At 63.4% G+C, this 26548-nt stretch carries 23 protein-coding genes; 13 read left to right on the top strand and 10 right to left on the bottom strand.

From position 1 onward, the window contains the following. Positions 1 to 21: 21 nt before the first annotated feature. Both ACIQH5_RS21090 and ACIQH5_RS21085 read right to left on the bottom strand, forming a co-directional pair. Positions 22 to 1728 (bottom strand): flavin monoamine oxidase family protein, encoded by a 1707-nt coding sequence (locus ACIQH5_RS21090; RefSeq protein WP_400407381.1) that lies wholly within the window; start codon positions 1726 to 1728, stop codon positions 22 to 24. After that, positions 1725 to 3239: an amino acid permease gene (locus ACIQH5_RS21085; RefSeq protein WP_400407380.1), complete on the bottom strand. Its 1515-nt coding sequence runs from the start codon at positions 3237 to 3239 to the stop codon at positions 1725 to 1727. Before ACIQH5_RS21085 ends, ACIQH5_RS21090 begins: the two co-directional genes overlap by 4 nt. A gap of 110 nt (positions 3240 to 3349) precedes the next feature. On the opposite strand from ACIQH5_RS21085, the gene alr reads away from it, so the two are divergent. Both alr and ACIQH5_RS21075 read left to right on the top strand, forming a co-directional pair. Then, the gene (gene alr / locus ACIQH5_RS21080) at positions 3350 to 4582 is read left to right on the top strand and encodes an alanine racemase (RefSeq protein WP_400407378.1); all 1233 of its coding nucleotides are present in this window, start codon (positions 3350 to 3352) and stop codon (positions 4580 to 4582) included. Further along, positions 4572 to 6227: a PucR family transcriptional regulator ligand-binding domain-containing protein gene (locus ACIQH5_RS21075; RefSeq protein ID WP_400407376.1), complete on the top strand. Its 1656-nt coding sequence runs from the start codon at positions 4572 to 4574 to the stop codon at positions 6225 to 6227. Before alr ends, ACIQH5_RS21075 begins: the two co-directional genes overlap by 11 nt. On the opposite strand, the gene ACIQH5_RS21070 is transcribed toward ACIQH5_RS21075, so the two are convergent. Beyond that, positions 6224 to 7069 (bottom strand): carbon-nitrogen hydrolase family protein, encoded by an 846-nt coding sequence (locus tag ACIQH5_RS21070; protein ID WP_400407374.1) that lies wholly within the window; start codon positions 7067 to 7069, stop codon positions 6224 to 6226. The genes ACIQH5_RS21075 and ACIQH5_RS21070 overlap by 4 nt on opposite strands. 393 nt (positions 7070 to 7462) lie before the next feature. Here ACIQH5_RS21070 and ACIQH5_RS21065 point away from each other — a divergent pair, with 393 nt between their 5' ends. The 6 genes from ACIQH5_RS21065 (at position 7463) to ACIQH5_RS21040 (ending at position 15151) form a co-directional block, all read left to right on the top strand. Continuing rightward, entirely contained in the window at positions 7463 to 8653 is a 1191-nt protein-coding gene (locus tag ACIQH5_RS21065) for an ROK family transcriptional regulator (RefSeq protein ID WP_400407372.1), read from the top strand. A gap of 129 nt (positions 8654 to 8782) precedes the next feature. Further along, positions 8783 to 10339, top strand: coding sequence for a multiple monosaccharide ABC transporter ATP-binding protein (gene mmsA / locus ACIQH5_RS21060; protein WP_024820036.1), 1557 nt, complete (start codon positions 8783 to 8785; stop codon positions 10337 to 10339). A gap of 44 nt (positions 10340 to 10383) precedes the next feature. Continuing rightward, on the top strand, positions 10384 to 11655 hold the full coding sequence (gene mmsB / locus ACIQH5_RS21055) for a multiple monosaccharide ABC transporter permease (RefSeq protein WP_400407370.1): 1272 nt from the start codon (positions 10384 to 10386) through the stop codon (positions 11653 to 11655). Positions 11656 to 11708: 53 nt separating this feature from the next. Continuing rightward, positions 11709 to 12806 (top strand): substrate-binding domain-containing protein, encoded by a 1098-nt coding sequence (locus ACIQH5_RS21050; RefSeq protein ID WP_400407368.1) that lies wholly within the window; start codon positions 11709 to 11711, stop codon positions 12804 to 12806. A 186-nt stretch (positions 12807 to 12992) separates the two neighbouring features. Continuing rightward, the gene (locus tag ACIQH5_RS21045) at positions 12993 to 14456 is read left to right on the top strand and encodes an ABC transporter permease (RefSeq protein ID WP_400407366.1); all 1464 of its coding nucleotides are present in this window, start codon (positions 12993 to 12995) and stop codon (positions 14454 to 14456) included. A gap of 2 nt (positions 14457 to 14458) precedes the next feature. Continuing rightward, positions 14459 to 15151, top strand: coding sequence for an ABC transporter ATP-binding protein (locus tag ACIQH5_RS21040; protein ID WP_024820032.1), 693 nt, complete (start codon positions 14459 to 14461; stop codon positions 15149 to 15151). On the opposite strand, the gene ACIQH5_RS21035 is transcribed toward ACIQH5_RS21040, so the two are convergent. The 4 genes from ACIQH5_RS21035 to ACIQH5_RS21020 all read right to left on the bottom strand — a co-directional run bounded on the left by ACIQH5_RS21035 (position 15129) and on the right by ACIQH5_RS21020 (position 18498). Beyond that, on the bottom strand, positions 15129 to 16310 hold the full coding sequence (locus tag ACIQH5_RS21035) for an ABC transporter permease (RefSeq protein ID WP_400407363.1): 1182 nt from the start codon (positions 16308 to 16310) through the stop codon (positions 15129 to 15131). The genes ACIQH5_RS21040 and ACIQH5_RS21035 overlap by 23 nt on opposite strands. Beyond that, positions 16307 to 17032, bottom strand: coding sequence for an ABC transporter ATP-binding protein (locus ACIQH5_RS21030; RefSeq protein WP_400407361.1), 726 nt, complete (start codon positions 17030 to 17032; stop codon positions 16307 to 16309). Before ACIQH5_RS21030 ends, ACIQH5_RS21035 begins: the two co-directional genes overlap by 4 nt. Positions 17033 to 17036: 4 nt before the next feature. After that, complete coding sequence (locus ACIQH5_RS21025) at positions 17037 to 18131, bottom strand: biotin/lipoyl-binding protein (RefSeq protein WP_400407359.1); 1095 nt, start codon at positions 18129 to 18131, stop codon at positions 17037 to 17039. Positions 18132 to 18255: 124 nt separating this feature from the next. Beyond that, positions 18256 to 18498 carry a hypothetical protein gene (locus tag ACIQH5_RS21020; RefSeq protein ID WP_400407357.1) on the bottom strand — a complete coding sequence of 81 codons (243 nt, stop codon included), beginning with the start codon at positions 18496 to 18498 and terminating at the stop codon, positions 18256 to 18258. 889 nt (positions 18499 to 19387) lie between these two features. On the opposite strand from ACIQH5_RS21020, the gene ACIQH5_RS21015 reads away from it, so the two are divergent. Continuing rightward, positions 19388 to 20458 carry a Gfo/Idh/MocA family protein gene (locus tag ACIQH5_RS21015; protein ID WP_400407355.1) on the top strand — a complete coding sequence of 357 codons (1071 nt, stop codon included), beginning with the start codon at positions 19388 to 19390 and terminating at the stop codon, positions 20456 to 20458. A gap of 47 nt (positions 20459 to 20505) precedes the next feature. On the opposite strand, the gene ACIQH5_RS21010 is transcribed toward ACIQH5_RS21015, so the two are convergent. From ACIQH5_RS21010 to ACIQH5_RS21000, 3 genes are read right to left on the bottom strand one after another with little or no spacing between them, the layout of a single operon-like run. After that, positions 20506 to 20946, bottom strand: coding sequence for a DoxX family protein (locus ACIQH5_RS21010; RefSeq protein ID WP_062066779.1), 441 nt, complete (start codon positions 20944 to 20946; stop codon positions 20506 to 20508). Positions 20947 to 20992: 46 nt separating this feature from the next. Further along, positions 20993 to 21664, bottom strand: a complete 672-nt coding sequence (locus ACIQH5_RS21005) for a phosphonatase-like hydrolase (protein WP_400407352.1) — start codon at positions 21662 to 21664, stop codon at positions 20993 to 20995. After that, on the bottom strand, positions 21661 to 22443 hold the full coding sequence (locus ACIQH5_RS21000; protein ID WP_400407350.1) for a GntR family transcriptional regulator: 783 nt from the start codon (positions 22441 to 22443) through the stop codon (positions 21661 to 21663). Before ACIQH5_RS21000 ends, ACIQH5_RS21005 begins: the two co-directional genes overlap by 4 nt. A gap of 163 nt (positions 22444 to 22606) precedes the next feature. On the opposite strand from ACIQH5_RS21000, the gene ACIQH5_RS20995 reads away from it, so the two are divergent. The 4 genes from ACIQH5_RS20995 to phnE are packed head-to-tail and all read left to right on the top strand — an operon-like array spanning position 22607 to position 26397. Beyond that, on the top strand, positions 22607 to 23821 hold the full coding sequence (locus ACIQH5_RS20995; protein WP_400407347.1) for a TIGR03364 family FAD-dependent oxidoreductase: 1215 nt from the start codon (positions 22607 to 22609) through the stop codon (positions 23819 to 23821). A gap of 40 nt (positions 23822 to 23861) precedes the next feature. Beyond that, positions 23862 to 24776, top strand: a complete 915-nt coding sequence (locus ACIQH5_RS20990; RefSeq protein WP_400407345.1) for a phosphate/phosphite/phosphonate ABC transporter substrate-binding protein — start codon at positions 23862 to 23864, stop codon at positions 24774 to 24776. Continuing rightward, positions 24776 to 25546 carry a phosphonate ABC transporter ATP-binding protein gene (locus ACIQH5_RS20985; RefSeq protein WP_400407343.1) on the top strand — a complete coding sequence of 257 codons (771 nt, stop codon included), beginning with the start codon at positions 24776 to 24778 and terminating at the stop codon, positions 25544 to 25546. The genes ACIQH5_RS20990 and ACIQH5_RS20985 overlap by 1 nt, the downstream gene beginning before the upstream one ends. After that, positions 25543 to 26397: a phosphonate ABC transporter, permease protein PhnE gene (phnE, locus tag ACIQH5_RS20980; protein WP_400407340.1), complete on the top strand. Its 855-nt coding sequence runs from the start codon at positions 25543 to 25545 to the stop codon at positions 26395 to 26397. Before ACIQH5_RS20985 ends, phnE begins: the two co-directional genes overlap by 4 nt. Positions 26398 to 26548 lie beyond the last annotated feature (151 nt).

Raw genomic sequence — 26548 nt, 5'->3', positions numbered from 1 at the left:
CTCGCAACGTATAAAAGGAGATCAGTCCAGTGAGATCGGGCCGAGCTCATCCAGCAGGTCACCCGGACCCGGGTTGCCGGCAGCGGATGCGCCACCCAGGTGGTTCACCACTCCCCACACGGCGTTCAGGCCCGTGGTCACGGCACCCTCGGCCCATCCGGCGGTGAAGGAGACGTCGTCCCCCGCGAGGAAGATTCCGCGCTGGTGCTCCGCCAGCTGGTCCTGCTTGAAGTGCGTGAACAAGCGCTGCTGGTACCGGTAGTGTCCGGGCAGGTTGGCCTTGAACGCGCCCATGAAGTTGGGGTCCGCTTCCCAGGACACCGTGATCGGCTGCCCGATGATGTGGCTTGAAATGTCCACGCCCGGGTAGATCTGCTCCAAGGAGTGCAGCATGAGTTTCACGCGTTCCTCGGCGGTGAGCGCAAGCCATTTCAGGGCGTCATCATTCCATGTGTAGGACAGGAGGATCACAGCGGGCTTGTCCGGACCGTCGTCGAGCAAGTACGTTGCCCGGTTGAGGCGGTCGGTGAGGGTCATGGACAAGACCTCGCGGCCGGTCTCGGGATCGATGTCCTTCCAGAACGGCCGGTCCACCATCACGAACGTCTTGGACGACTGCATGTAGTGCGAGCGCTCGATCGCGGTCCACAACTCGGCTGGGAACAGCGCTTCCTCGGTGTGGATGCGCGTGGACAGCAGCCAGGACTGGCAGGTGGTCACCACGGCTTGGTACCTGGCCTCGCGCCCCCAGTTCTCGCGGACCAGGAGGTCCCCGTTCTCCGCCCGGCGGATGTTGTCCACGGCTCCGCGCGGCGAACCGGAGTGCAGGGAAGCCAACGAGGTGCCTTCCGGCCAGTGCTTAAGGCCCGACGGCGCGTGGTTCCAGAGTGCCTCGGGGAGCCTTTGCGCTCCTCCCGCAATGGAGCGGTGCTGGTCGTCGGCGTCGGTGTAGACCACGCGGAGGATTTCGAGGATGGAGTTGGGGAAGTCGGTATCCCAACCACCGGTGCCGAAGCCCACTTGGCCGAACGCTTCCCGGTGAGCGAAGCCGGCCTCCTTGAAGGACTTGCTGGCCGCAATGAAGCCGTAGAAGGTTTGCTCATCCAACTCAGGCAGGAGCGCGTTCCAGAGTTCTTTGATCCGCTTGGTATCGCGGGCCTTGATGGCCTCCTGCATTTCAGCGAAGGCAGCACCATCGTTGACGGCGGCTTTCCAGGCGTCGGCCACTTCGCGGAAGAACTCCGGCAGTTCGTCGGCCGTGGTGGCGTAGTGCTTCTTGCCCGCGAGCTCGATCACCGTGCTGGACGTGGCCGGCGCCATGGGGTTGGGGAACTCGTTGGTATCCAGGCCGAGCAGGTCCACGTAGTGGTAGAAGGCCTTGCCGGACACCGGGAACCGCATGCCACCGAGATCGGCCACCACACCGGGAGCCGAGGGGAAGCTTGCTGTCCTAAGGCGCCCACCGATCTGGTCGGCCTCGTAGATGACCGGTTTGAGGCCGAGCTTCATGAGTTCATACGCCGTGACCAGCCCGGACAGGCCGGCACCGATGATGGCCACTTCCGTTCCGTACAGCTCCTCGGGCACAGCGCCCAAACCGTCCGGGTGTGCCAGGTAGTGGTCGTAGCTGAACGGGAAGTCCGGGTTCAGCATGGTGATGGGCGCTCCAGCGGCGTCCGCGGATGCGTCTGGTTTATCGAGGACAGGGAGTTCAGTGGCGATGGTCATGAGTTTTCTGCTTTCACAGGTTCCGGGCTCACGGCCCTGGTGGTTAATTCACGGTAGTCCTGCTCGCTGAGCGCGGCTACCTTGGAGTTCCGGCGTCCATAGCCGAAGTAGATGGCGATGCCCACGAGCATCCACACGCCGAAGGTGATCCAGGTGTCGGCGCCCAGGTTGAGCATCAGGTAGGCACACATCAACGTGCCCAGGATCGGCGTGATGGGATACAGCGGGACCCGGAAGCTCCGCTCAAGATCGGGACGGTTGCGCCGGAGGTAGATGACCGCGACGTTCACCAGCGCGAAAGCGAAGAGTGTGCCGATGCTGGTTGCGTCAGCCAGGGCGCCGAGCGGGACCAAGCCTGCGGTGAGGGCAACAGCGATACCGATGATGAGCGTCCCAGCCACCGGCGTGCCGGTACGGCGGGACACACGGCCAAAGACCTTGGGCACCATGCCGTCGCGGGACATGGAAAGCATGATGCGGGTCTGGCCGTAGAGAACCGTCAGCACAATGCTGGCGATCGCAAGCACAGCACCGATGGAAAAGACCAAAGCGATCCACGGCTGGCCGGTGATCTCGTGGAGGATCTGCACGAGGGCAGCTTCGGTACCGTCGAACCAGTTCCACGGCCGGGCGCCGATGGCTGCCACGGCAACAAGGACGTAAATACTGGTGACGATCACCATGGAGAGCATGATGGCCCGGGGCAGGTCCCGCTTGGGGTTCTTGGCTTCCTCGCCCGCGGTGGAGGCGGCATCGAAGCCGATGTAAGAGAAGAAGACACTCGAGGCTGCGGCGGAAACGCCGGCTGCACCCATGGGCAGGAGTGGCTCGAAGTTACCTGCATTGAAGGCCGTGAACGCCACGGCGCAGAAGAAGATCAGAATGCCCACCTTGATGATGACGATGGCCGTATTGATCCACGCACTCTCACGGGCACCGCGCACCAGAAGAATCATGGCCAGCACCACGATGACCATCGCAGGGAGGTTCACCACGCCGCCGTCGCCGGGCGGCTGGCTCACGGCGTCCGGAAGGAACTGTCCAAAGGCCGCCAGCGTCTCATTGACGTACTGCCCAGCACCAACGGCTACCGCGGCCACGGAGACTGCGTACTCCAGCACGAGGCACCACCCACAGATCCAAGCCATGCCCTCGCCCATGGTGGCGTAGGAGTAGGAGTAGCTGGAGCCTGCCACGGGGACCAGCCCCGCCATTTCCGCGTAGGACACAGCGGAGAGCAGCGCTGCGAGGCCGGCGATGACGAAGGAGATCCAAATAGCCGGGCCTGCCAGCGGAACGGACTCACCAAGGATCACCAGGATGCCGGTGCCGAGCGTGGCGCCCACGCTGATCATGGTCAGTTGGAGGACGCCAAAGCTGCGGACCAGAGGCGTACCGCCCTCGCTGCTTCCGGCTTCACTGACCATCTGGCCAATGGGCTTGCGGCGCAAAAGCTGAGCCCCGAGGCTTGGCCTCGCGACGGCCGGCGCCGCTGAATTTTCGGTGTTCACAGGCACAGTCACCCTTGACGTCCCTTCAAAGTAGTTTCGATTTCCCCTCCACAAGACTGGCATGTGAGCCACCTCTCACCGCGGTGCAAAATGACCTATAGTGTTCAACCATGAGACGTAATGCACAATATCAAGTGGCTGCCCCGGCGGCCCTTTCGGGACAGGTCACCGTGGACCTGTCCGCGATTTCAGACAATGTCAAAGCCCTGAAAAAGCGCACCAAGGCCCCGTATTTCATGGCCGTGGTAAAGGGAAACGCGTACGGCCACGGATTGGTGGAAGTGGCGCGAACCGCAGTGGATGCAGGGGCTGACTGGCTGGGAACAGCCCAGCTCACGGAAGCCATCTCCCTGCGGCAAGCGGGGATCACACTACCCATCCTTTCGTGGCTGTATCTGGCATCCCAGACCAGCGCCACCATTCTTGAAGCCCTCGAAAACGACGTCGATGTGTCCCTCGGGAGCGTCGGCCAACTTGAGGTGCTGGAAGGCATCGCTGCGCGCCTTGGCCGTCCCGCCGTCGTGCATCTGGAACTGGACAGCGGCCTGAGCCGCGGCGGCGCGCGCAAGGAAGATTGGGCCGAACTCGTGGCCCGGGCGCGGCAAGCCGAACTGGACGGGACCCTGCGCGTTCGTGGCCTTTGGACCCATCTGGCCTGGGCCGACGTCCCCGCACATCCAGGGAACGCCACCGCCGTGGCCGAGTTCGAGGACGCCGTCCGCGAGGCGCACGAAGCCGGGCTGAACCCCGAACTCCGGCACGTCTCCAGCTCCGCGAACATCCTGGATCGGCCCGAATTCCACTTCGACATGGTCCGCGCAGGGCTCGCCATCTACGGCCTCGCCCCCGCTGATCACCTGGACCCGGCGGACTTCGGACTGCGTCCCTCGCTCAGCGTGACGGCACCGCTGGTCATGGTCAAAAAAGTTCCAGCCGGCACCGGCGTGAGCTACGAACACCAGGCCATCACCTACGAACCCCGGTACCTCGGCCTCATCCCGCTCGGCTATGCGGACGGCATCCCCAAGGGCATCAGTGGCCGCTCCGTGGTGAACATTGGAGGACGCAGCGTGCCCGTGATCGGCAAGGTGTGCATGGACCAGTTCATGGTGGATCTGGGACCGGATGCAGGAGGAATCGACGTCGGCGACACCGCCGTGTTGTTCGGCGACCCGGCATCTGGGGCGGCGAGCGCCGACGATTGGGGTGCCGCGATCGGAAGCCACGGGGACGAGATCATCAACAGGATTGCGCCCCGGCTCCCCCGGGCGTACGCGACTAGTGCGTACCGGTGCCCCGACTACCAGGAGCCGGCCGCCGCCGGGCAGGGCAATGTCGCCTGAGCCCGCCACCGCCCGCCTGAGTTTCGTCACGCTCGAACAGTTCCTGGAGCAGTTGCCGCCGGAGTTGAAAATGCTTCACGACGGCGGCAGCGGCGCCTCGCTGCTGCGGTGGGTGGAACCCAGTGAGCTGGAGGACCCCACGCCCTACCTCCCGGAGGGTGAGTTTCTCCTGACCGCCGGGCTGCCTTTCCTGGGGAAGGGTGGCTCGGCGGCGAAGGTGGATGCCTACGTCCAGCGGCTGGTGGAGGCGAAGGTGGCGGCGCTGGGCTTCGGGATCAGGCCCTATTTCGACGCCGTCCCCGACGTCTTGGTGGATGCCTGCCGCCGGCACAACCTCACCTTGTTCGAAGTTCCGGAATCCTTGCCGTTCGCAGCGATCGGGCTGGAATTCTCGCAGCTCCTGGAAACGGACAACGCGAGGGTCTTCCGGCAACTGGCAGACACCAATCGCCAACTCATGCGGGCAGTCCTCTCCCCCAGACCGGAGCACGAACTGCTCGCGGCCCTTGTTCAGCGGGTGCCCGTGTGGGCTGTCCTTGTTGGCGCGGACGGGCGGGTCAGGGCCCGCGGGCATAACACCAGTGGACACAACGCCGGCGGCAGCACCGGCGGGCACCATGCCGGCGGCAGCACCGGCGTCGAGCATTCTTTGCTGGCGCCCATGCTGGAGCGGTTGCTGACCGGCAGCGGGCCGCGCGTGGAAATGGACGGTTTTGACCAACCGGGATCGGCGCTGGTGTTCGGGCATCCTTTGCGGAGTACCAAGGACGCCAACCTGGGCGCCCTGATCCTCGGCTCGGATGCTCCCCTGACTCCTGCCCAAAACAGCGTGGTGCAGTCGGCCGTGGGCTTGCTGGAGCTGTTGGTGCGGCAGCGGACCAGCGGTTCGCTTGCTCCGAGCCAGTTGGCCACGGCGGTTCTATTGCACCCGGACTCGATAACCTCCGGCGGGACCAAGCATGTCAACGGGCTCAAGGACCTGGTGGCGCAGAGTCTCTCGTCTACCCGATCCGCACAGATGCGGGTGGTTCAAGGCGTCAGGGTGGACGGTGCTGCCGACGACGGGCCCGTCCGCGAGCTGCTGCAGTGGCGGAGGCTGTTCGACACCAAACTCGTAGAGATTACCGAGTACGGCTTCGCTGCGATCACCCGGCTGAAGGTTGATGACTCCCTGCTGGCTGACGTCGAGAAGCTGGGGTGGCGGCTGGTGATCGGCGAACCCGCGGAACTCACCGGGCTGACGGCCGCCTACCAACGGGCGAGTTCACTGCGGAGTCGCGTTGTTACCACCGGCAAGAGCGCACGCGTGGATGAGGTGACCTGGTCCGTTGCCGGACTTTTGGGGCGTGAAGCCGGAACCCTGCTGGCCGAGCGGCTCCTTGCGCCGGTGCTCGCGCTGGAAGCCGATCGTCGGGACCCTCTGTTGAGCGTGCTGCGGGGATGGCTCAGCGAAAACGGCAGCTGGGACGGCTCCGCAAAGCTGCTGGGATTGCACAGGAACAGTGTGCGGCGGCAGATCGGCGTGCTCGGCGAACTGCTGGACATGGACCTCAACCAGGCGCAGGTGCGTGCTGAGTTGTGGTTCGCGTTGCAGTACGTGGACGAGCTGGTGGCTGGTCTACCTGCCGATGGAACGGGCGACTAGGCGCGCTGCTCCCACTCCTCGTACAGTTCCGGCCGGCGTTCGCGCAGGTACGGAACTTCCTCACGCGCGGCTTTGACCGCTTCCGTGCCTACCTCGGCGAACAGCAGCGTGGGGGACTCCCCCGCGGCCGCAAGCAAAGAGCCGTCCGGCCCGGCCACCACGCTGCCGCCCAGGAAGTTGTACACATCCTCGTGCCCGCTGTGATTGGCATACGCAACGTTCAACTGGCTCTCCAACGCACGGGCGCGGATGAGCACCTGCGGGACATTATCGAAACCGGCAGACAAGGCCGTTGGCACCAGCAGAAGTTCGGCGCCTCTGGTGGCGGCGGCACGAACGGCTTCGGGAAACTCGACGTCGTAGCAGATCAGCATCGACGTACGGATTCCGTTGAAGTCCACGACGGCGGGAGGTTCTTGGGCGGCCACGAACGCCTTGTGCTCTTCCGGGCCGAAGAGGTGCACCTTGGCGTAGTTGAGCACCTCGTTGCCTTCCGCGTCCAGCAAAGTAGCCGTGATGTGCCAGGCGCCATCAGCGTGAGGCGGCTGCGCGGCGTCGTCGTGCTGCTCCTGAATCTGCGCCAGCGCCGGGAGACTGTAGACCAAGCCAATCCTGTGCATGCGGGCAATCGTGGCCAGGCGTTCGCGAAGGTCCGGGAGAATGGCGGGGTCCAATTCGGCATGCAGACGCAGCGGGGCATATCCCACGGGGAACAACTCCGGCGTCAGGAGCAGGCCTGCCCCTGCTTGGGCGGCGCGCTGCGCGGCGTCGTCGATGGTGCGCAGGTTCGCCTCCACGTCCATGACGGAAGCGTTCGCCTGAAGGACTGAGAGCAGCATCATTACCCCTTGGTTTCGCCTGATCCCGATGCCTGCTTCGCACGCCCGGGAGGTTTCTTATGTCCAGCGTAGGCGCGTGAAGCAGGGTGGTGGTGAGGCAATTGGACCCGCATCTGTCCGGAACAGGACGCAATGCACGCATCCCCACACGTTGCGAGGCCCGCTCTGCGTGCCAACCCGGGATCTTAGGGCGCAAACCAGGCCCCACAACACCCACTCCCACACCGCCACTCGTTGCGAGGCCCACTTTGCGCCCTAAAGCATGGAGTTGGAACGCATAACGGGCCCCACAAGGGGTACGTGACAGGTGTTCTTGCGTTGGAGTATGTCGGCAATGCTTGACTCCTTGTGTTCACTTCTTGACTACAAGCTCGTTTGTGGGGCAATCTTCTTGTCATGTCCGCAACGCAGCGCTCAACGAAGAGCCACCCAAGAAAACCCGGCTCGCAGTCCGCACTGCGCCACCTGAATCAACAGCGCATCATCGAGTGCCTGCTGAGCGGGCCGTCCACGCAGGCAGAGCTCTCGCGGCAGACCGGACTCTCCACGGCAACGGTGTCCAACATCGTCAAAATCATGCAGGATGCCGGGCTGGTATCAACGGAGCCGACCACGAGCTCCGGCCGCCGGGCAACCAACGTTCGGCTGAACAGCAACGGTGCGGTCGCCGTCGGAATCGACTTCGGACGGCGCCACCTGCGGGTAGTCCTTGCCTCGCTGGGCTATCACGTCATTGCCGAGGATTACATCGAGTTGCCGCTGGGTCACCAGGCCGAGGAAGGCATCGAGGCCGCGGTCCTGCTGCTTGAAAAACTGCTCCAGGAGAACGGGATCGACCGTACTGCGGTAGTGGGAGCAGGCGCGGGCATCCCGGGCCCCATCGACCGCCGATCCGGCACCGTGGCACAGGGAGCCATCTTGCCCGAATGGGTGGGAATCGACATCCTCCATCGGCTGGAGGAAGCACTGAACTGCCCCGTGTTTGTTGATAACGACGCGAACTTGGGCGCCCTGTCAGAGGTGACCTGGGGGCCGCACAGCGGAGTCTCAAATCTGATGTTCCTCAAGATCGGCTCGGGCATCGGCGCCGGCCTGATCCTCAATGGATTCCCCTACTACGGCAACGTTGGCATCACCGGCGAAATCGGCCACGCAACCATTCATGAGCACGGTCTGGTGTGCCGCTGTGGGAACAGGGGTTGCCTCGAAACGATAGCGTCCACCACCACCATGATCGAGTTGTTGGGGCGCGGTCAGGAGGCACTGTTGACGCCACAGGACATCGTCCGTAACTGCCTCGCCGGCGACTCTGCAACCCAACGCGTAGTGGACGACGCCGGCCTGGCGGTAGGCCGCGCGCTGGGCAACGTCTCCAACCTGATTAACCCCGAAGTCATCGTGGTCGGAGGCCCACTGGCGGGCCTCGGCGACCTTCTTTTGGACCCCATCCGGAGGGGGCTGGTGCGTCACGCCGTGCCCGTGGTGGGTGAGACGACGCACCTGGCGATGTCCTCCCTCGGGGCGCGAGCGGAAGCGCTTGGAGCGGCTGCTTTAGTGTTCCAACACGCCGGTATTACCGGTAGGTAACGAAATCGTTAGCTGGATCATGCGTTCAAGTCTTGACGACAAGACGGGTGATCCAGTTTACTTTTTCATCAGACAGCCTCGCCATTGCGGGGCCGACAACGAAGTCATGCATTGGAGGCGTAAGGGCTGATGACATCCCTCGACACGCAAGGTGATCCCATCCTCTTGGAGATGCGCTCGATCACGAAGGAATTCCCCGGCGTGAAGGCCTTGTCGAATGTGAACCTGCGCGTGATGGCCGGCGAAATCCACGCAATCTGTGGAGAAAACGGCGCCGGTAAATCCACGCTCATGAAAGTCCTGTCTGGCGTTTACGGCTACGGAAGCTACACGGGCGACATCGTGTACCAGGCTGAAACCCAGCAGTTCAAGGACATTCGCGCAAGCGAAGCAGCGGGCATCGTGATCATCCACCAGGAACTGGCGTTGATCCCGGAACTGTCCATCATGGAGAACATCTTCCTGGGCAACGAACCCACCAAGTGGGGTGTGATCGACTGGGCAGAAGCGCGCAAGCGTTCCATGGAACTGCTGGCCCGGGTGGGCCTCCGGGAGGACCCGGACACCCCCATCAAGGAAATCGGCGTTGGTAAGCAGCAACTGGTGGAAATCGCCAAGGCACTGAACAAATCCGTTCGGCTGCTGATCCTGGACGAGCCCACCGCCGCTCTGAACGAATCCGATTCCCAGCACCTGCTGGACCTGATCCTTGGCCTCAAAGGCAAAGGCATCACCTCGATCATCATTTCCCACAAGCTCAACGAGATCGAACAGATCGCGGACGAGATCACCATCATCCGTGACGGTAAATCGATCGAAACGTTGAACGTCAAGCGCGATGGCGTGGACGAGGACCGCATCATCAAAGGCATGGTGGGCAGGACTCTCGAGTCCCGTTTCCCCGATCACGAGCCGAAGATCGGTGAAGTCTTCTTCGAGGTCAAGGACTGGACCGTGGGACATCCCCAGATCCAGGACCGCCTGATCTGCAAAGGCTCCAACTTCTACGTCCGCCGGGGCGAAATTGTTGGCTTCGCCGGTCTCATGGGTGCCGGACGCACGGAACTTGCCCGGTCCCTGTTCGGCCACTCCTACGGCCGCTTCATCAAGGGGCAGGTGTACAAGGACGGCAAGCCGGTCAACCTCCGCAGCGTCCGTTCGGCCATTGATGCGGGGCTCGGTTACGTCACTGAGGACCGCAAGTCGCTGGGCCTGAACCTGCTGGACGACATCAAGACCACCACGGTTTCGGCTGCTTTGAACAAGATCAGCAACTACACGGTGGTGGATACCCGCAAGGAGTTCTCCGTAGCCGAGGAATACCGGAAATCACTGCGGACCAAGACTCCGTCGGTTGAGGAAGGCGTTGCCAAACTCTCCGGTGGTAACCAACAGAAGGTGGTGCTGGCCAAGTGGATGTTCACTGACCCGGACCTTCTGATCCTGGATGAACCCACCCGTGGAATCGATGTGGGTGCCAAGTACGAGATCTACGGCATCATCCAGAGGCTCGCCAACCAGGGCAAGGGAGTGATTGTCATTTCCTCGGAGCTTCCGGAGCTTCTGGGCCTGTCCGACCGTATCTACACCATTTTTGAAGGCGCCATCACCGGTGTCCTGGACAAGAACGAAGCAACCCAGGAAAGCCTCATGAAGCTCATGACTTCCGCCCGCAAGACAGCCTGACCGTTGGCCCAGCCTGACCCCTTCCTGACACAAGGACCAAAACAATGAACGCGCTCAAGAAGCTATTTGGTGGCAATACCCGCCAGTTCGGCATGATCTTCGCCCTGGTGGCACTTATCGTCTTCTTCCAGATCTTCACCGGGGGCCGCACGTTGACCCCAGGCAACGTGATCAACCTGTTCAACGGCAACTCCTACATCCTCATCCTGGCAATTGGCATGGTCCTGGTCATCATCGCCGGTCACATCGACCTCTCGGTGGGTTCCGTGGCAGCATTCGTGGGCGTTTCGGTTGCCCTGGCCATGCGGGACTGGGGCCTGCCTTGGTGGGCAGGCGTGCTCTTCGGCTTGCTTCTGGGTGCGGTGATCGGCGCTTGGCAAGGCCTATGGACGGCGTATGTGGGCATCCCGGCCTTCATCGTGACCTTGGCCGGCATGCTCCTGTTCCGTGGCTTCAACCAGTTTGTGGGCAAGTCCAACACCATCCCGGTTTCCAAGGAGTTCCAATTCATTGGTTCCGGCTACCTGCCCGAGATCGGCCCTAACACCGGATTCAACAACCTCACACTGCTCATCGGCGTTGTGGCGGCAGCATTCGTTGTGATCATGTCCCTGCGTGCCCGTGCAGCAGCCAAGGCCCTTGGCGCTGACGTTCCCGAGCTCTGGGTTGAGGTCACCAAGCTGGTCCTGATCTGCGGTGCCATCCTTTACGCAACGTACCTGTTCGCAACCGGCCGCCCCGGAACTTCCTTCCCCATCCCCGGCCTGATCCTCGCGGTCTTGGTCCTCATCTACGGGTTCATCGCTGACAAGACGGTCCTCGGCCGTCACGTCTACGCCGTGGGTGGCAACCGCCACGCAGCCGAACTCTCGGGCGTCCAGTCCAAGAAGGTCAACTTCATGGTCATGATGAACATGTCCATCCTGGCTGGCCTGGCCGGCATGATCTTCGTTGCCCGCTCCACGGCATCCGGCCCGTTCGACGGCGTCGGTTGGGAATTGGACGCCATCGCAGCCGTCTTCATTGGTGGCGCCGCCGTTACCGGTGGTGTCGGTACCGTGATCGGCTCGATCGTAGGTGGCCTGGTGATGGCTGTCCTGAACAACGGCCTTCAGCTCCTGGGTGTTGGCGCCGACCTCACCCAGATCATCAAGGGCCTGGTGCTCCTGGCCGCAGTCGCCTTCGATGTCTACAACAAGTCCCAGGGCAAGCGGTCCATCACGGGCATGCTGATCAAGGGATTCCAGCGAAACAACAACGAGATCAAGCCGGACGAAACCACGTCCACCAAAGAGGTCATTTCCAAGGAAGCGTAATCCGTTTCCTCACGACTCGCTCCACCCCACCCACACAGAAAGTGAACCAAGATATGCGAATGTTTGGTAAAGCAGGAAAGGCAGCAGCAGTCGCTGCCATCGCGGCACTGGCGCTGACAGCCTGCGGCCGCACTGACAGCGGCTCAAGCACCAGCACGGCAGGCGGGGAAGCGTTCCCCAAGGATTCGCTGATCGGCGTCGCACTTCCGCAGAAAACCAGTGAAAACTGGGTCCTCGCGGAGAAGCTGTTCAACGATGGCCTCACCGGCGCCGGCTTCAAGGCCGACGTCCAGTTCGCCAACGGCGGCGTGTCCGAGCAGCAGAACCAGATCAGTGCCATGGTCACCAAGGGTGCCAAGGTCATCATCGTCGGTGCTATCGACGGCGCACAGCTGGGTACGCAGCTCCAGCAGGCCAAGGACTCCGGCGCAACCGTTATCGCTTACGACCGCCTGCTTCTCAACACCGAGAACGTGGACTACTACGTGGCGTACGACAACTTCAAGGTTGGTGTCCTGCAGGGCCAGGCCCTGTTGGACGGAATGAAGGCCAAGAAGGCCACTGGGCCGTACAACATTGAGCTCTTTGCCGGTTCCCCCGATGATGCCAACGCGAAGGTCTTCTTTGACGGTGCCATGAGCGTGTTGAAGCCGAAGATCGACGACGGCACCCTCAAGGTTGTCTCCGGCCAGACCTCGTTCGAGCAGGCTGTTACGCAGGGCTGGAAGGCAGAAAACGCTCAGCGTCGTGCTGACACACTGCTGACCGGCAGCTACGGTACCGCTTCCCTGGATGGCGTTCTGTCCCCGAACGACACCCTAGCCCGCGCAGTGCTGACGTCCGTCAAGGCCGCCGGCAAGCCGCTCCCCGTCGTGACCGGCCAGGACTCCGAAGTTGAGTCCGTGAAGTCGATCATCGCCGGTGAGCAGTACTCCACCATCAACAAGGACACCCGCAAGCTCGTTGAGCACGCCATCACCATGGTGAAGGACCTCCAGGCCGGCAAGGAACTGGAAATCAACGACAAGGACTCCTACAACAACGGCGTCAAGACCGTCCCGGCGTTCCTCCTGCCTCCGCAGATCGTTACTGCAGAGAACGTGAAGACCGCTTACGTCGACGATCCGGTACTCGGCCCGATCACCAAGTAACACCTCTTAGCACCACCCACAAGCAAGCCCCGGTCCGCCATCAGGCGGGCCGGGGCTTTCGCTTTCCCGCCGCTTTCACAGCCCACGCATAGCTTCGGCAGGTGTGCCGCACAGCAGCGCTCAGCAGTCTTGGATCTGCAGCCCACGTCCAGTGGGCCCACAAACTTGCAGGTCAAGAGGAGAAACGTGAGCGTCCTTGCCCGAAGCGTAGGCAATGCCTTCCGCAACAAAATCAGAACGGCAGCGGTTGTAGCTGTGCTGGCCGTAGCCATCGGACTGGCGTTGGCCATGCTCGTTGCCAACCAGGCCGTGGGCGCCAAGGTCCAGGAGCTCAACGCTTCGGTGGGGACCACCCTGACGGTGAATCCGGCGGGCGGCCAGGGCTTCGAAGGCGGCGGCGAACCACTCACGACGGCGGAAGCTGAGACTGCGGCAGCGGTCGCCAATGTGACTTCTGTAGTTGGTACCAAGGCCTTGCGCCTCCAGACAACAACTACGACAACAACGGATTCAACGGCCGGCACCACGCAGCAGGGACCTGGCGGCGGCTTCGGCCCCGGCGGTCAGCAGGCGACGGTCAGTACCAACCTGACGGCCGCCGTCGACGCCGGTACGCTCGGCAACCGCAACAACACGAGCGGCAGCACGGGCACCACCACCCAGCCCGCGCGCACTCTCCCCATCACGGCGACGGGCATTGGCGCCGAGGTGGACGGCACCGGCAAGGCCTTGGACATCACCAGCGGTACCGGCTTGGGCGACTACACGGCATCGGAGGCGAAGGCCCTGGTGGGTACGTCGCTGGCTGAGAAGAACAGCCTGACGGTGGGCTCCACGTTCACCATCCAGGACAAGACCTTCACCGTGGCTGGCATCTTCGACGCCGGAACCACCTTTGGCAACAACGCCGTCTACGTGACCCTCCCGGAAGCCCAAACACTGGCCGAGACCCCGGATGAACTCTCCACCATGATCGTCACGGTCAACAGCATGGAAAACGTGGACAGCACCAAAACCGCCGTTCAGGACGCGCTCGGCACAGACAAAGCGGACGTCACCCAGGGCCAGCGCAACCTCGAAACGGCCGTCAGCTCACTGGACAGCGTCAAGAACATCTCGCTGATCGCGTTCATCGCAGCACTGGCCACTGCCGGAATCATCATCCTGCTCATCATGGTCATGTTGGTCCGTGAGCGCCGCCGCGAAATCGGCGTTCTGAAAGCCATCGGCGCCCGGAACCGCACTATCGGGTTGCAGTTCGTCCTTGAGTCGTTGGTCCTGGTTGCCCTTGGCAGTGTTGTGGGTGCCGTGATTGCTTCACTGGCCAGCGGCGGAATCGCCTCGGCCCTCATCAGTTCGAACACCACCACGACGGCGGCCACCACCACCCAGCGCGGCGGAGGACTGGCCGGGGCCATGCCTAACGGCGCAGTTCCTGGTGGCGGGATGCCCGGTGGCGGTCTGGGAGGTGGCCAGGGTGGTCCGTTCGGCGGCGCGTCCCAGCTGCTCACCTCGGTCACAGCCAGTGTCTCCCCCGGCGTGCTCGCTGCCGGCATCGCAGCCGTGTTCGCAGTAGCCATCATCGGCGCGTTGGTCCCGGCTTTGCTGACCGCCCGCATCCGTCCCATCGAAGTACTCCGAGGAGAATAGCCGTGATTGTAGTCAAGGACCTGGTCCGTCAGTTCAAGTCCGGTGACCGGACCATCAAGCCGGTCAACGGCGTCAGCTTCGAACTCGAGAAGGGCTCGTTGGCGTCCATCGTGGGCAAGAGCGGCAGTGGCAAAAGCACACTGTTGTCCCTCCTGGGTGCGCTGGACAAACCCACCTCAGGAGACGTCGTCGTGGATGGCGTCAGCCTCGCCGGTCTGCCGGACGGCAAACTGACGGAGTACCGCCGCCGGGACATCGGGTTCGTGTTCCAGCAGTTCAACCTGATCCCCAACCTCAGCGCAGTGGACAACGTGATGCTGCCCATGGAGTTCGCCGGTGTCCGCAAAGCGGCCAGGCTGCAGCGGGCCAAAGAGCTGTTGGAGCAGGTGCAGTTGGACCCGGAGAAGCACTCGCGCCGCACCAACCGATTGTCCGGTGGCGAGCAGCAGCGTGTGGCGATTGCCCGTGCTTTGGCCAACGAGCCCAAGCTGATCCTCGCCGATGAGCCCACCGGAAACCTGGATGAGCAAACCGGCGAGCACATCATCGAGCTGTTGAGCTCCCTGAGCCGCGATCACAACACCACCATCCTGGTAGTCACGCACGATCGCAGCCTGGCGCAGAAAACCGAGCGTTGCTTCCGGCTTCAGCAGGGCAGGCTTACCGAGGAGGTCAGAACCGGATCGCGTCGATGACCTTGACGCGCACAGCCACGAGCGCGGGAATGGCTCCGGCGAGTGCGCCCACAAGGACTGCTGCGCCGAACCCCATCAGGGCGGCTTCGATGGGGAAGGCCGGATATTCGGTCAGTCCCGGCGCCACCTTCGATTCGATCCACGGGTGCTTCACCACTGCGACTGCCAACATGACTCCTGCAAGGCCGGCAACCGCGGTGGCCACCACGGATTCCATCATGACGCCCACAAAGATGCGTCCGGAGGTTGCACCGAAGCTTCGCCGGATGCCTATTTCACGGACCCTGTAGCGGACGGTCACCATGGAGATATTGAGCATTCCCACGGCTCCGAGCAGGAGCACCAGCCCGGCCACGCCGCCCACCACCAGCTGGACGGGAGCCAAAGGGTCACCCCATGCGGCATAGTCCATCCGGCTGGCTTGGGCGTAGTAGCCGGGGAACTGGCCTTGGAGATCGGCGGTGATTGCCGCAGTGAGGGCGCCGGCCTGTTCCTGGCCTACCCATATTTTGAACTCGGACATCTGGGGTTTGATCCCGGTCATGGCCGCACCCTCGGCGAGGATGAACGCCGAGGGCGGAGTGTCCGGGTAAGAATCGGGCACGACGCCGATCATCACCGCCGTGGCCGGCTGGTCTCCCGGGATGCTCACCGTGGGATGGGTGGCCAGGTTGGGCCTGCCCGCCTGGTTGTAGAAGGCTTCGGAGACGACGACGGCGGGTGCGAGCCTTGTGCCATCGTCGGCTGCGAACCAGCTACCTTGCTGCAGCGGGACGCGGTGGATGATGCCATAGCCCACATCCACAATGGTCACGTTCACAGTAGTCACGCCGCGGGGGAACTGAAATCCGGCCTGGGTCTGGCTAACGTGCGTGGAAGTAGTGATGCCGTAGCGCTGCTGAATACCTTGGTACGCCTTCTCAAGTTTGGCGGGATCCGGTATGTTCTGCCCGTGCACCATCAAGGAGAGCGTGGCCACCCGGCCACCATTTCGTTCGGACTGAACCTTCATGCCTTCGCGGGCCAGACTCCCTACGCCCACCACCGAGGTCAACGCCGCTACGGACAGGGCAACACCAAGAAGTGCCAGAAGGATGCGCACTTTGTTGATGCGGAGTTCCTGCCATGCTTCAACCAGCGTGGAAATGAAGCCGGTCATGCGCCCACCCCTGCGGTTTCCGCTACGGCAAGCGGGCTGAGCACCCCGGAATCCAGGCGGTAGCACGCCCGGGCCAGGGCTGCGACGTTGGTGTCGTGCGTGATGGTCACCAGGGCCGCAGCTGTTTCCGTGGCCACTGTGTCCAGGAGGGCCATCACTGACTGCCCTGTTTCCACGTCCAGCGCACCGGTTGGTTCATCGGCCAGGATGAGCCTCGGCCTACGCACCAGGGCACGGGCGATCGCGACGCGCTGCTGTTCGCCTCCGGAGAGCATATTGGGCATGGTGTTGGCCCGGGAAGCGAGGCCAACCCGGTCCAGCATGTCCATGGCAATCTCACGGCGGCGCCAAAACTCCTTGCCCTTGGCATAGAACAACGGAGTAATGACGTTGTCCAAGGCACTACGGCCGGGCAAGAGGTTGAACTGCTGGAATACGAAGCCAACAGTGGAACCCCTCAACCGGGCACGGGCGTTGTTGCCCAGCCGATCCGCGGGCTGACCCAGGAATTCCAACTTCCCCGACGTCGGGATGTCCAGAAGTCCCAGCAGGTTGAGCAGTGTTGATTTGCCGCAACCGGAACGGCCCACTATGGCCGTGTGGTCTCCACTGTGAACCTCCAGGTCAACGCCCCTGAGGATATCCAGTTGTTGGTCATCAGGCAGCCTGACCGATCGGGTCACTGACCGCAGGCTGACCAGGCATTCTTTAGTTTCGTCCATGCCCTTAGCCCATCGGACCGTAGACGGCCTGGCCAGGACCCATCATGGGATCCTGAACGGCCGGTGCCCCGGGAACGAATTCCAGGACCTGCTCGCCCTCCGCCAACCCGGAGGTCACCTCCACCACGGAACCATCGTTGAGCCCCAGTTGAACAGTGCGCTGCTCGGGAGCGGCACCCGTTCCTCCCGGGCCCGCGATCCACACGATCCCGTCCTTCACGCTGCCCTTCACTGACGTGAGGGGAACAGTCACCACGTCAGGAGCAACGCCGGCGCTGACTGTCATGGTGGCGCCAAGCCCTGCAAAGACTTGCTGGCCCGAAGGAATCGGGCAGCTCAACGTTCCCGTGGGAATGCCGCCTTCCTCCGGCTGGTTTCCGCCGCCGGGACCAACCATTGCTGCGCCGACGCCCATTCCGGCACCTCCACCTGTGGCGGCCAGCCCGCCCGAGGCCGCGCCGCCGTCGTCGGACGCGTTGTTCTTGAGCGTCACATCGGCACACTGGAACGGCGCAGGACCACCCACCAAAGCAATGTCGGCTGGACCGGGCTTCCCCAGCAGGCGGTACTGCTGGGCGGCCGTCACCGAACCGGCCACCGTGTACGTGCCGGGATCGATCTTGCCCACGGACTCGCCCACAGTGACCTGCTGGTCAATGAGGGTTGTGAGTTGCTGCAGGGTTCCGGCCCTCGGAGCGAGAATGTCGAAGTAGTCGTACACAGGCCTGGGCGCTGTTTGCGGACCCTCCTGCGACGGCTGCGGTGTAGTGACCGCGCGCTCCGCTTTGACCTGGAAAAGGGCGTCACCTTTGGCAACGGTTGCGCCTTGCTCAACGAAGACCTGGACTACTTTTCCGGCTGATGTGCTGCGGACGGTCTCGGCGGGGTCGCTCTGGACAGTGCCCTTGATTTCCACAGTGTTGGTGACGGTAGCTCTGGTGGCCGGGACCACCGGGATATCCACTTGCGCCAGAGGTGCGGGACCGGCTGCGGCCGATTCCAAGCCATCCACAAAGGCGATTTTGACCAAGGCCACCGCAATAACCGCGAAAACCAACAACCAGGCAACCGGCAAAATGACGCGCCGAAAAGTACCCATCCCTGCTCCATTTCGGTAACTCCCCACAGAACCTCTGCGAGGGATGATTGCCTAAGCCTAGGCGAGGAATTTCGGTACGCCGGGCATTCTTATGACTTGACAGAATGCTTACTGTGTCGGGATATCAGAGGGAGCCGGGAGAAATCAGGGCCAGGACGGCACACAAGACAATCACTACGGCTGGTACGGCGGACAGAACGATCAGGGGCACGAAATCCGTGGTTCTGCGGCCTTTGCTCCGCTGCAGTTGGGTGATGGCGATCGTGGGCAGAAGAAAAGGCAAGTACACCAAAGCAAAAAGAATAGTGGCGTTGAGAAGACCGCCCTCGTAGCACCCTGAGCCATACGACCCCGTGGTGCATTCCATTCGGCTTGGGTAAAGCCCCAAAGCAAAACCGAGAAGCGCTGCCACCGGTAGGGAAAGCACTGCTCCCACCACGCCGAGCACTATTGATGCAATTCGCGGGCCCGCTGAAGGCCTCTTAATTTTCGTTTCCATATTCCCCCAACAAGCGCATTTTCCCGCTCGACGCTACCACTCCGGGGGCAGCGCATCCGATCCCGCCGGGCGCACCCCACTGTCCCCGGGGACGCACCCGGTCCCGCCGGGCGCACCCGAACCCGCCGGGCGCACCCCTTGTTCCCCACGGGCGCACCCGTTCCCGCCGCACGCACCAGAGGTTACGGGAGCGAGCCGCGTCAAAGGGTGCGCACCAAGCAAACTCACCCCCACTCACCAGGACCGACCTTGCCCAGCCCACCCCATCCCGCCGGACCCGTGCACGACGCACCCCTTCTCGCCGCACGCACCCCAAGTTCCCCAGGGGCGCACCCGTACCCGCCGGGCGCACCAGAGGTTACGGCAGCGAGCGGCGTAAACGGATGCGCACCAAGCAAACTCAAAACCCCGCACTCGTCCGGGCCAACCATGCCCCGGCCGTGCCGGCGCACAGCGCACCCGAACCCGCCGCACGCACCCCACATTCCCAGCCGACGCACCCGAACCCGCCTCGCGCACCCCTTGTTCCCCACGCACGCACCCGTTCCCGCCGCACGCACCAGAGGTTACGGGGGCGAGCCGCGTCAAAGGGTGCGACACCATGCCCATTCCGAAACCCACGCTCGTCAGGACTTAGCTTGCCCAACCCGTGCACGACGCACCCGATCCCGCCGGGCGCACCCGAGGTTACGGCAGCGATCGGCGTGAAGGGGCGCGCGCCACCTCCGTGTACCCGGGAAATGAGAGGATGAACGGCATGACACTTCCTATCGCCGTGCCGTGGCTTTCTACACAGACCAACCAGGATCCCCGGGCAGCAACCGGGCGTATGCTGCGGTGGGGTGTGGTGTCCACAGGCAACATCGCCAACAGTGTGTCTCAGGACCTGGCGCTGCTTGACGATGCGGAATTGTATGCCGTGAGCTCCCGCACGCAGGCTGCCGCGGATGCGTTCGCCCGCACACTTGGCTTCACCAAGGGATACGGGGACGACGGCGGCGTACCCGGCTACCAGCGTCTGTTCGAGGATCCCGCCGTGGACGTGGTCTACGTGGCGACACCGCATGCCCAACACTTCCAGATCGCCTCAGCAGCTCTGCGGGCAGGGAAGCACGTCTTGTGCGAGAAAGCCCTCACCATAAACGCCCGCGAAGCCACCGAGCTGGTGAAGCTCGCCCGGGAGCAGAACGTGTTCTTCATGGAGGCCGTGTGGAGCCGCTTCCTGCCGAGCATGCAGCGTGCTTTCCAGATCGCCGCTTCCGGGGAGCTCGGAGAGATCCAGTGGGTCAGCGCAGATCTTGGCTTCCCGGCGCCGTACGATCCCGCCGCACGAATCTGGGCCCTTAATGACGGAGGCGGAGCGCTCCTGGACATCACCGTCTACCCGCTGCTCTGGGCGCTGGGAACACTGGGCTTCCCGCAGTCGGTTACCGCGATCGGTACGCTCAACGACGACGGTGTTGATAGCCAGAACGCCCTGACCCTCGGCTATGACACGGGTGCACAGGCGCAACTGACGTCCTCGCTGATGGCACATGGACCCCGGACGGCCACAGTGGCTGGTGGCCTGGGGTTCCTGCAGACCGTTGGCTCCGTGAACAACCCCCGCGAGCTGCAGATCAGGATCGGTTGGGACGAGCCGCGGCGCGAGCAGTTTGACGTTGTGGGCATCGGCTACACCTACGAGCTCCGTGAAGTTACACGTTGCATCCAGCAGGGCCTCAGCGAAAGCCCGGTCATGCCGCTGGAGGACTCGGTCAACGTCATGCGCCTTTTTGACGGGGTGCGATCACAGCTGGGCATCCGCTACCCCAACGACGCTAGGTGACGCAGCCCCGGTGGTGCGTGCCGCCGTCGTGAGTTAACCCAGGCGCGTTAACGCCCTGGGCGGGCCGGCTGCCGTGCGAGTTTACGGTCCAGCGACAAGGCGCCGGGTCCGAGGAACACGAACGCGATGGAGATCGCCACATAGATGATCAGGAGTTCGGCGGTAACACCGGATTTATCGGTGAGCAGGGGTTTGCCCGCTTCGGTCACGAACCAGATACCCGCGAACATGATCGCTGCTAGGAACCCTGCCACCCGGGTCAGGGCGCCGAGTACCAGGAGCAGGCCAAGGCCCAGTTCCCCGGCGATCACCAGCCACGCCACGATCTCCGGCTTCTGGACGCCCATGGCCGCAACAGACGCGGCGAACGCAGCATGCCCGGCCATGAACTTTTGGAAGCCATGGACCATGAGGAGCGCGCCGAAAACCACCCTCAGGATGGTGACGCCGCGGGAGGAGGACTTGGGAGACGGGTGAAGGAATTTCACGGGTCCCAATCTTCCATGCCGGACGTCCCCCACCAAACGCGGTCTGCTAGGACACCAGCGCCGGAATGTCCTTCACGCCGGCCAGGATGTGGTGGTGCGGGTGCACGGCGAGGTCTTCGCGGCCCAGCTTGCCGGTGAGGACACCCACGGCGGTGACGCCGGCGTTGTTGGCTGCGGCGAGGTCGTTCACGGTGTCTCCGGCAGCCATCACGGTCCGGACATCCTGCACGCCTGTCAGCTCCATGGCCCGGTGGATCATGTGCGGCGCCGGGCGGCCGGCGGCTACTTCGTCGGAACATACGACGGCGTCCAACAGGTCATCGTCGCCGACGCCCCATCCCAGCCGCTCCAGCAGGGGCTCGGCGACGTCGCGGGAGAAGCCGGTAGTCAGAGCCACCTTGATGCCTTGGTTGCGGAGTTCGCGGAACGCATTTTCCACGCCTTCCAAGGCAACGGGCGGGTTGGCGTCGTAGAACTCCACGAGCAGTTCCTTGAAGCGGATGAAGGCGGCGGCCACCACGTCCTGGGTAGCTGCTCCCCCACCGGCTTCAATAAGGGCCGTGATGGCCTCGACTTTGTCCGCACCCATCCATTCCTGCACAGCCTCGGGCGTGGTGCTCACACCGGTTTCTTCAACACAGCGGGCAAGGGCTACGTACACGTCGCCATGTTCGTCGATGGTGGTTCCGGCCATATCGCAGGCAACAAGCTTGATCATGGGGTGGCTCCTTGAGTGGATTGAGGATCGGTGTGGATGCGGACCAGGGCGGCCCTGCGTTCCACGGTGTTGTCGATGGTGAAGTTGGTGAGTGCCGGCAGGTAGCGGTCCTCGGAGTATTCGAGGGGCTGCCCATCGGCGGAACGGGTGATGCGGCGTTCGCGCAGCAGCGGAATGCCTTCGGGTTGTTCCAGGAGTTCGGCGTCCTCGTCACTGGCCGCAACGGCGTCGATGGTGTGCCGGGCGCTGTGCAGATCCACGCCTTGTTCCTTGAGGAACGCGAAGATGGACCCGGAGTCGGTGTCGAAGTCGAACAGTTTGCGGCCCACGTCAAGGGTGAAGGTTGTCCGCTCGATCATGGCCGGAGCCTCATCCAGGTAGCGGACACGCAGGACCTCCACCACGGTGGTTCCTGGCATGAGGCCAAGAGCCTCCGCCGCTTCGGGACTGGCTTCGCGCCGTGCCACTTCGAGGGTTCGCTGGCCGGGCTTCTTGCCGATCCCGCTGGCCCATTCCGTGAACGAGTTGAACGTGGAGAACGACTGCGAGGGCACCGAAGATCGCACCATGGGAGGACGGCCACGGCCGCCCGTCACGGCACCTTCCGAGCGTAGGAAGGCGAGCGCCTGGCGGATGGGACCGCGCGATGTTCCGAACTCCCGGCACAGTTCAGCCTCGCTGGGCAACTGGTAGCCCGGAGGCCACTCGCCGTCAGTGATGCGGCGCATGAGTTCTTCGCTCAGCCTGACGTGGAGGGGTGCGTTCTGCTGTGTGCTCACCAGTTGATAATACAAGTTGATTCACCTGACATCGTTGCTTTTGAAAGCTTCAAGGTGAACTGATGGTGAACTCAAATGAACAAACGTTAAATTCTGATTAACTTGTATATACAAGTCGCTTTTGAGCTTGCTTCTCCACTTCCCAGCCGCCAATGTCAATGGTGTGAACAACCCGAGCACCTCCCCCGAAGCCACCATCAGCAGGCCCGGCCAGCCCACCGACGTCGTTATTGTCGGCGCCGGAATCGTGGGCCTGGCCCACGCGGCCCACGCTGTTGCCAACGGCCTGACCGTCACCATCATCGAGCGCGACCACCACGCCGCAGGCGCTTCAGTGCGCAACTTCGGCCACTGCTGCATCACTGCCCAGTCCGGCGAACTCTACGAACTCGCGCAGACCTCCCGTAAGTACTGGCTCGAGTTCGCCGAACAGGCTGGCTTCTGGGCGTCCGAGTCCGGCGCTGTGGTCCTTGCCCGCACCGAAGCAGAAATGAACGTCCTTCGCGAGCTCTCCGCAGTCCGTGAACCCGGGCAGGTTGAGCTGCTGTCCCCCGCAGGGACCCGGGGCCGCTTGGGTGCCGCTGTCTCCGCTGCAGACGAAGCGCACGACGACGGCACTCACCACGGCGCATGGCCCGGCCTGGTGGGCGGCGCCTTCCTCCGGGACGATCTCCGGGTGGATCCCCGCACCACAGTGGCAAAGTTAGCCGAGTGGCTCAGCCAGCAACCCGGCGTCGAACTTCACTGGAACACGGCGGCGTTGGGCTTCGACGGGAACGCTGATGGCGTGACCGTCCAGACCTCGCGTGGCAAGCTTCAGGCCAAGCAGGTCTTCGTGTGCGTCGGGCACGACGTGGACTACCTCTTTCCGGATCTCGCCGCGGAACACAGGATCCAACGGTGTGCCCTGCAAATGTCCTTGGCTGCCAAACCGTCAGGTGTGGAATTCTCGCCAGCGGTCCTCACCGCCACATCAATGCTGCGCTACCCCGCTTTCACGGACATGCCCGCCGCCGCGGCTCTCCACTCCGAGGTATTGGAGAAACAGCCGGAACTCTTGGACATCGGCGCCAACGTCATGTTCACCCAACGCCCCGACGGCACCGTCATCCTGGGCGACTCGCATCACTACCACCACACGGCCGATCCGTTCCTGGACGAAGCCGTCACAGCCACCCTCAACACTGAGATCACCGGCAGGATCGGCGAACCGCTGGAGATCATCCAGCGCTGGCAAGGCATCTACGCTTCCTCCGATGTGGCGCCGATCCTGGTCCGGGAGATCCAACCCGGGGTCACCGTGGTGTCTGTAACCTCCGGCGTCGGCATGACCCTGTCCTTCGGCCTGGCACACCGCAACGTGTCGCGTTTGTACTGATTTTCCCCCGTTCTTCCCTCCCCTTCGCATAAGGATCCCCATGAAAACCTCGCTCCTCACCGGTTCCGCGCTTGCCCTCGCCACCGTTCTGGCGCTCACTGCCTGTGGCGGCTCGGCGCAGTCCTCCCCCGAAGCCACGAGTGCTACCTGCCCCAATGGCGAGATTAAGTTCGGCATCGAGCCCTACGAGGACCCGGCCAAATTGCAGCCGGCCTACGACGTCCTGGCCGCAGCGCTGTCCAAGAAGCTCGAATGCCCGGTCAGCGTCCAGGTGGTGGAGGACTACGCCGCGGAGGTCCTGGCCATGCGCAACGGCAAGCTGGACCTGGGCCAGTTCGGTCCTTTGGGCTACGTCTTCGCCGACGCCAAGGCGGGTGCCGAACCACTGGTATCTTTTGGCACGGCGGAGAAGGAACTCAGCAGTTACACGGCGGGGATTTGGGTTCCCAAGGACAGCCCCATCCAGGCTATTGGGGATCTGAAGGGTAAGTCTCTCGCCCTGGGCAGCGTCGGATCCACCTCAGGCGACGTGTTGCCCCGCTTCGGCCTCCGTGAAGCCGGGATCGCCGACGCCGACATCAAGATGGACTACACCGGTGGCCACCCCGAGGCTCTGCTCGCCCTGACTAACGGCAAGGTGGACGCGGCCCAGATCAACTCGCAGACGCTCGCCACAGCGATTGCCGCCGGCACCTTCACCCCGGAGAACTTCCGGCAGGTGTGGACGTCCAACCCCATCCCCAACGATCCCATTACCGTCCGGGGCGACGCCGACCCCGCGTTCAAGGCCGCCGTGAAGGACGCCTTCCTCAGCCTCGATCCCGCTGACGTGGCCAAGGTTGGCGAGTTCCTGGACGTCACCCCTCCCGGCCCGCTGCTTGAGGTCACCAAGGACAACTACACCCCGCTGTTCGAACTCGCCGAGACCATGGGCCTCACCGAGAAGGACCTGTAATGCCGCTCTCTGTCCAGGGCTTGCGGAAGTCCTTCAACGGACGGACGGTTCTGGCAGGCGTGAACTTCTCCGTTGCAGCCGGTGAGCTGGTGGCCTTCCTCGGCGCCAACGGCTCGGGCAAGTCCACCACCCTGCGCTGCGTCATGGGCATCACCGCCCCGGATTCAGGCAGCATCAGCATCGACGGAACCGCACTGGAAACCCTCCAAGGGCGTGAGCTGCAGCAAGCCCGCCAGCGCATGGCCATGATCTTCCAGAAAATCCACCTCGTACCCCGGCGCACCGCCTTGGATAACGTGTGTGCTGGCGCGCTGTCCCGCATCCCCACGGTTCGCTCGCTCAGTCCTCTGCTGTTCCCCGCTGACGTTCAACAGGAGGCCCTCGACTGCCTGGACCGCGTGGGACTGGCCGACCGTGCCCTCGATCGCGTTGGCAGGCTCTCCGGCGGACAGCAGCAGCGCGTGGCCGTAGCCCGGGCGCTGTGCCAGCGGGCCGACGTCGTACTTGCCGACGAGCCCGTGTCCGCGCTTGACCCGCACGCCGCCGAGCAAGTCATGGCGCTGCTGCGCGAACTCGCTCACTCGGAGGGCCTGGCCGTGGCTGCGGTGCTGCACCAGCCCGATCTTGCTCTGCGGTATGCGGACAGGTCCATCGGGCTGCTGCAAGGATCCATGACCTTCGACCTTCCCTCCACAGAGATCACGGCCGATCACCTTGACACGTTGTACGCCCCGGACCGGGACGTTTCAGACAGGAAATCCGCAGCATGACACCCCAAACCCTCACCCCGGCCGTCGCCCGCCGCAGCCCTTCGGCGCAAACCCGGGTGGCACTGGTCCGCCCGAAGAAGCCCCTGCGGTGGATCACGACGGCGGCAGTGGCGGCCGCCGTCGTCGGACTTCACGCGGTGGCCATCGAAGGGACGGACTTCAAACCGGCTCTGCTGGTGGACGGGTGGAAGGGCATGGCCGCGTTTATTGGCGACGCGTTCCCGCCGGACCTCAGTTGGGAAAAAACCATCCGGCCCGGGTTGGAAGCCACCCTGGTGACCCTGTGGATCGGCCTGCTGGGGACCACGCTGTCCGTGCCGTTCGCCCTGCTGCTCGCGGCGCTGGCAGCGGAAAACACCAGCCCGCACCGCCTCGTTTACCAAGCTGCGCGTTCTGTCTTGTCGTTTTTCCGTGCCGTGCCGGACATCGTGTTCGCGCTGATCTTCGTCACCGCTGTGGGGCTTGGTCCGTTCGCGGGTGTGCTCGCGCTGATCTGCCACAACACCGGTGTCATGGGGAAGCTGTGGGCCGAGTCCATGGAAGAGATCGATTCCGGGCCCCAGGAAGCCCTCAGGACCGCCGGCGCCAACCGGATCCAGCAGGTGACCAACGCAACGCTGCCCATGGTGGTCCCGCAGTTCGTGGGCCTGCTGCTGTACCGCTTCGACGTCAACGTGCGGTCCTCGCTGGTCCTTGGCCTGGTGGGCGCTGGAGGCATCGGGCTGCTGATCAACCAGTCCATCAAGTCGTTCCAGTTCGATTCCATGCTCACGCACATCCTGATCGTGCTGGTGCTGATCATTGTGGTGGACCAGTTCTCCGCATGGATTCGCAGGCGGCTCGCTGCGTAACACCCCCGCTTACCCACCTAAGCTGACCCAAGTAAGTAGCAGATCAGGTCGTTCTGAGCGGGCGGTTTCTAGCGGTTATCGCAACAGGAAGGTTCTGATCATCTCATTGGGGGTGCAGAAGTCGAATCGTTGGCGGGGTCTGTCGTTGAGT

It is taken from the genome of Paenarthrobacter sp. NPDC091711 (genome assembly GCF_044756605.1).
In the GTDB taxonomy this organism is placed as follows: Bacteria; Actinomycetota; Actinomycetes; order Actinomycetales; family Micrococcaceae; genus Arthrobacter.
The sequence above is the reverse complement of the archived record's forward strand: the minus strand, read 5'-3'. Positions and strand labels throughout refer to the sequence as shown.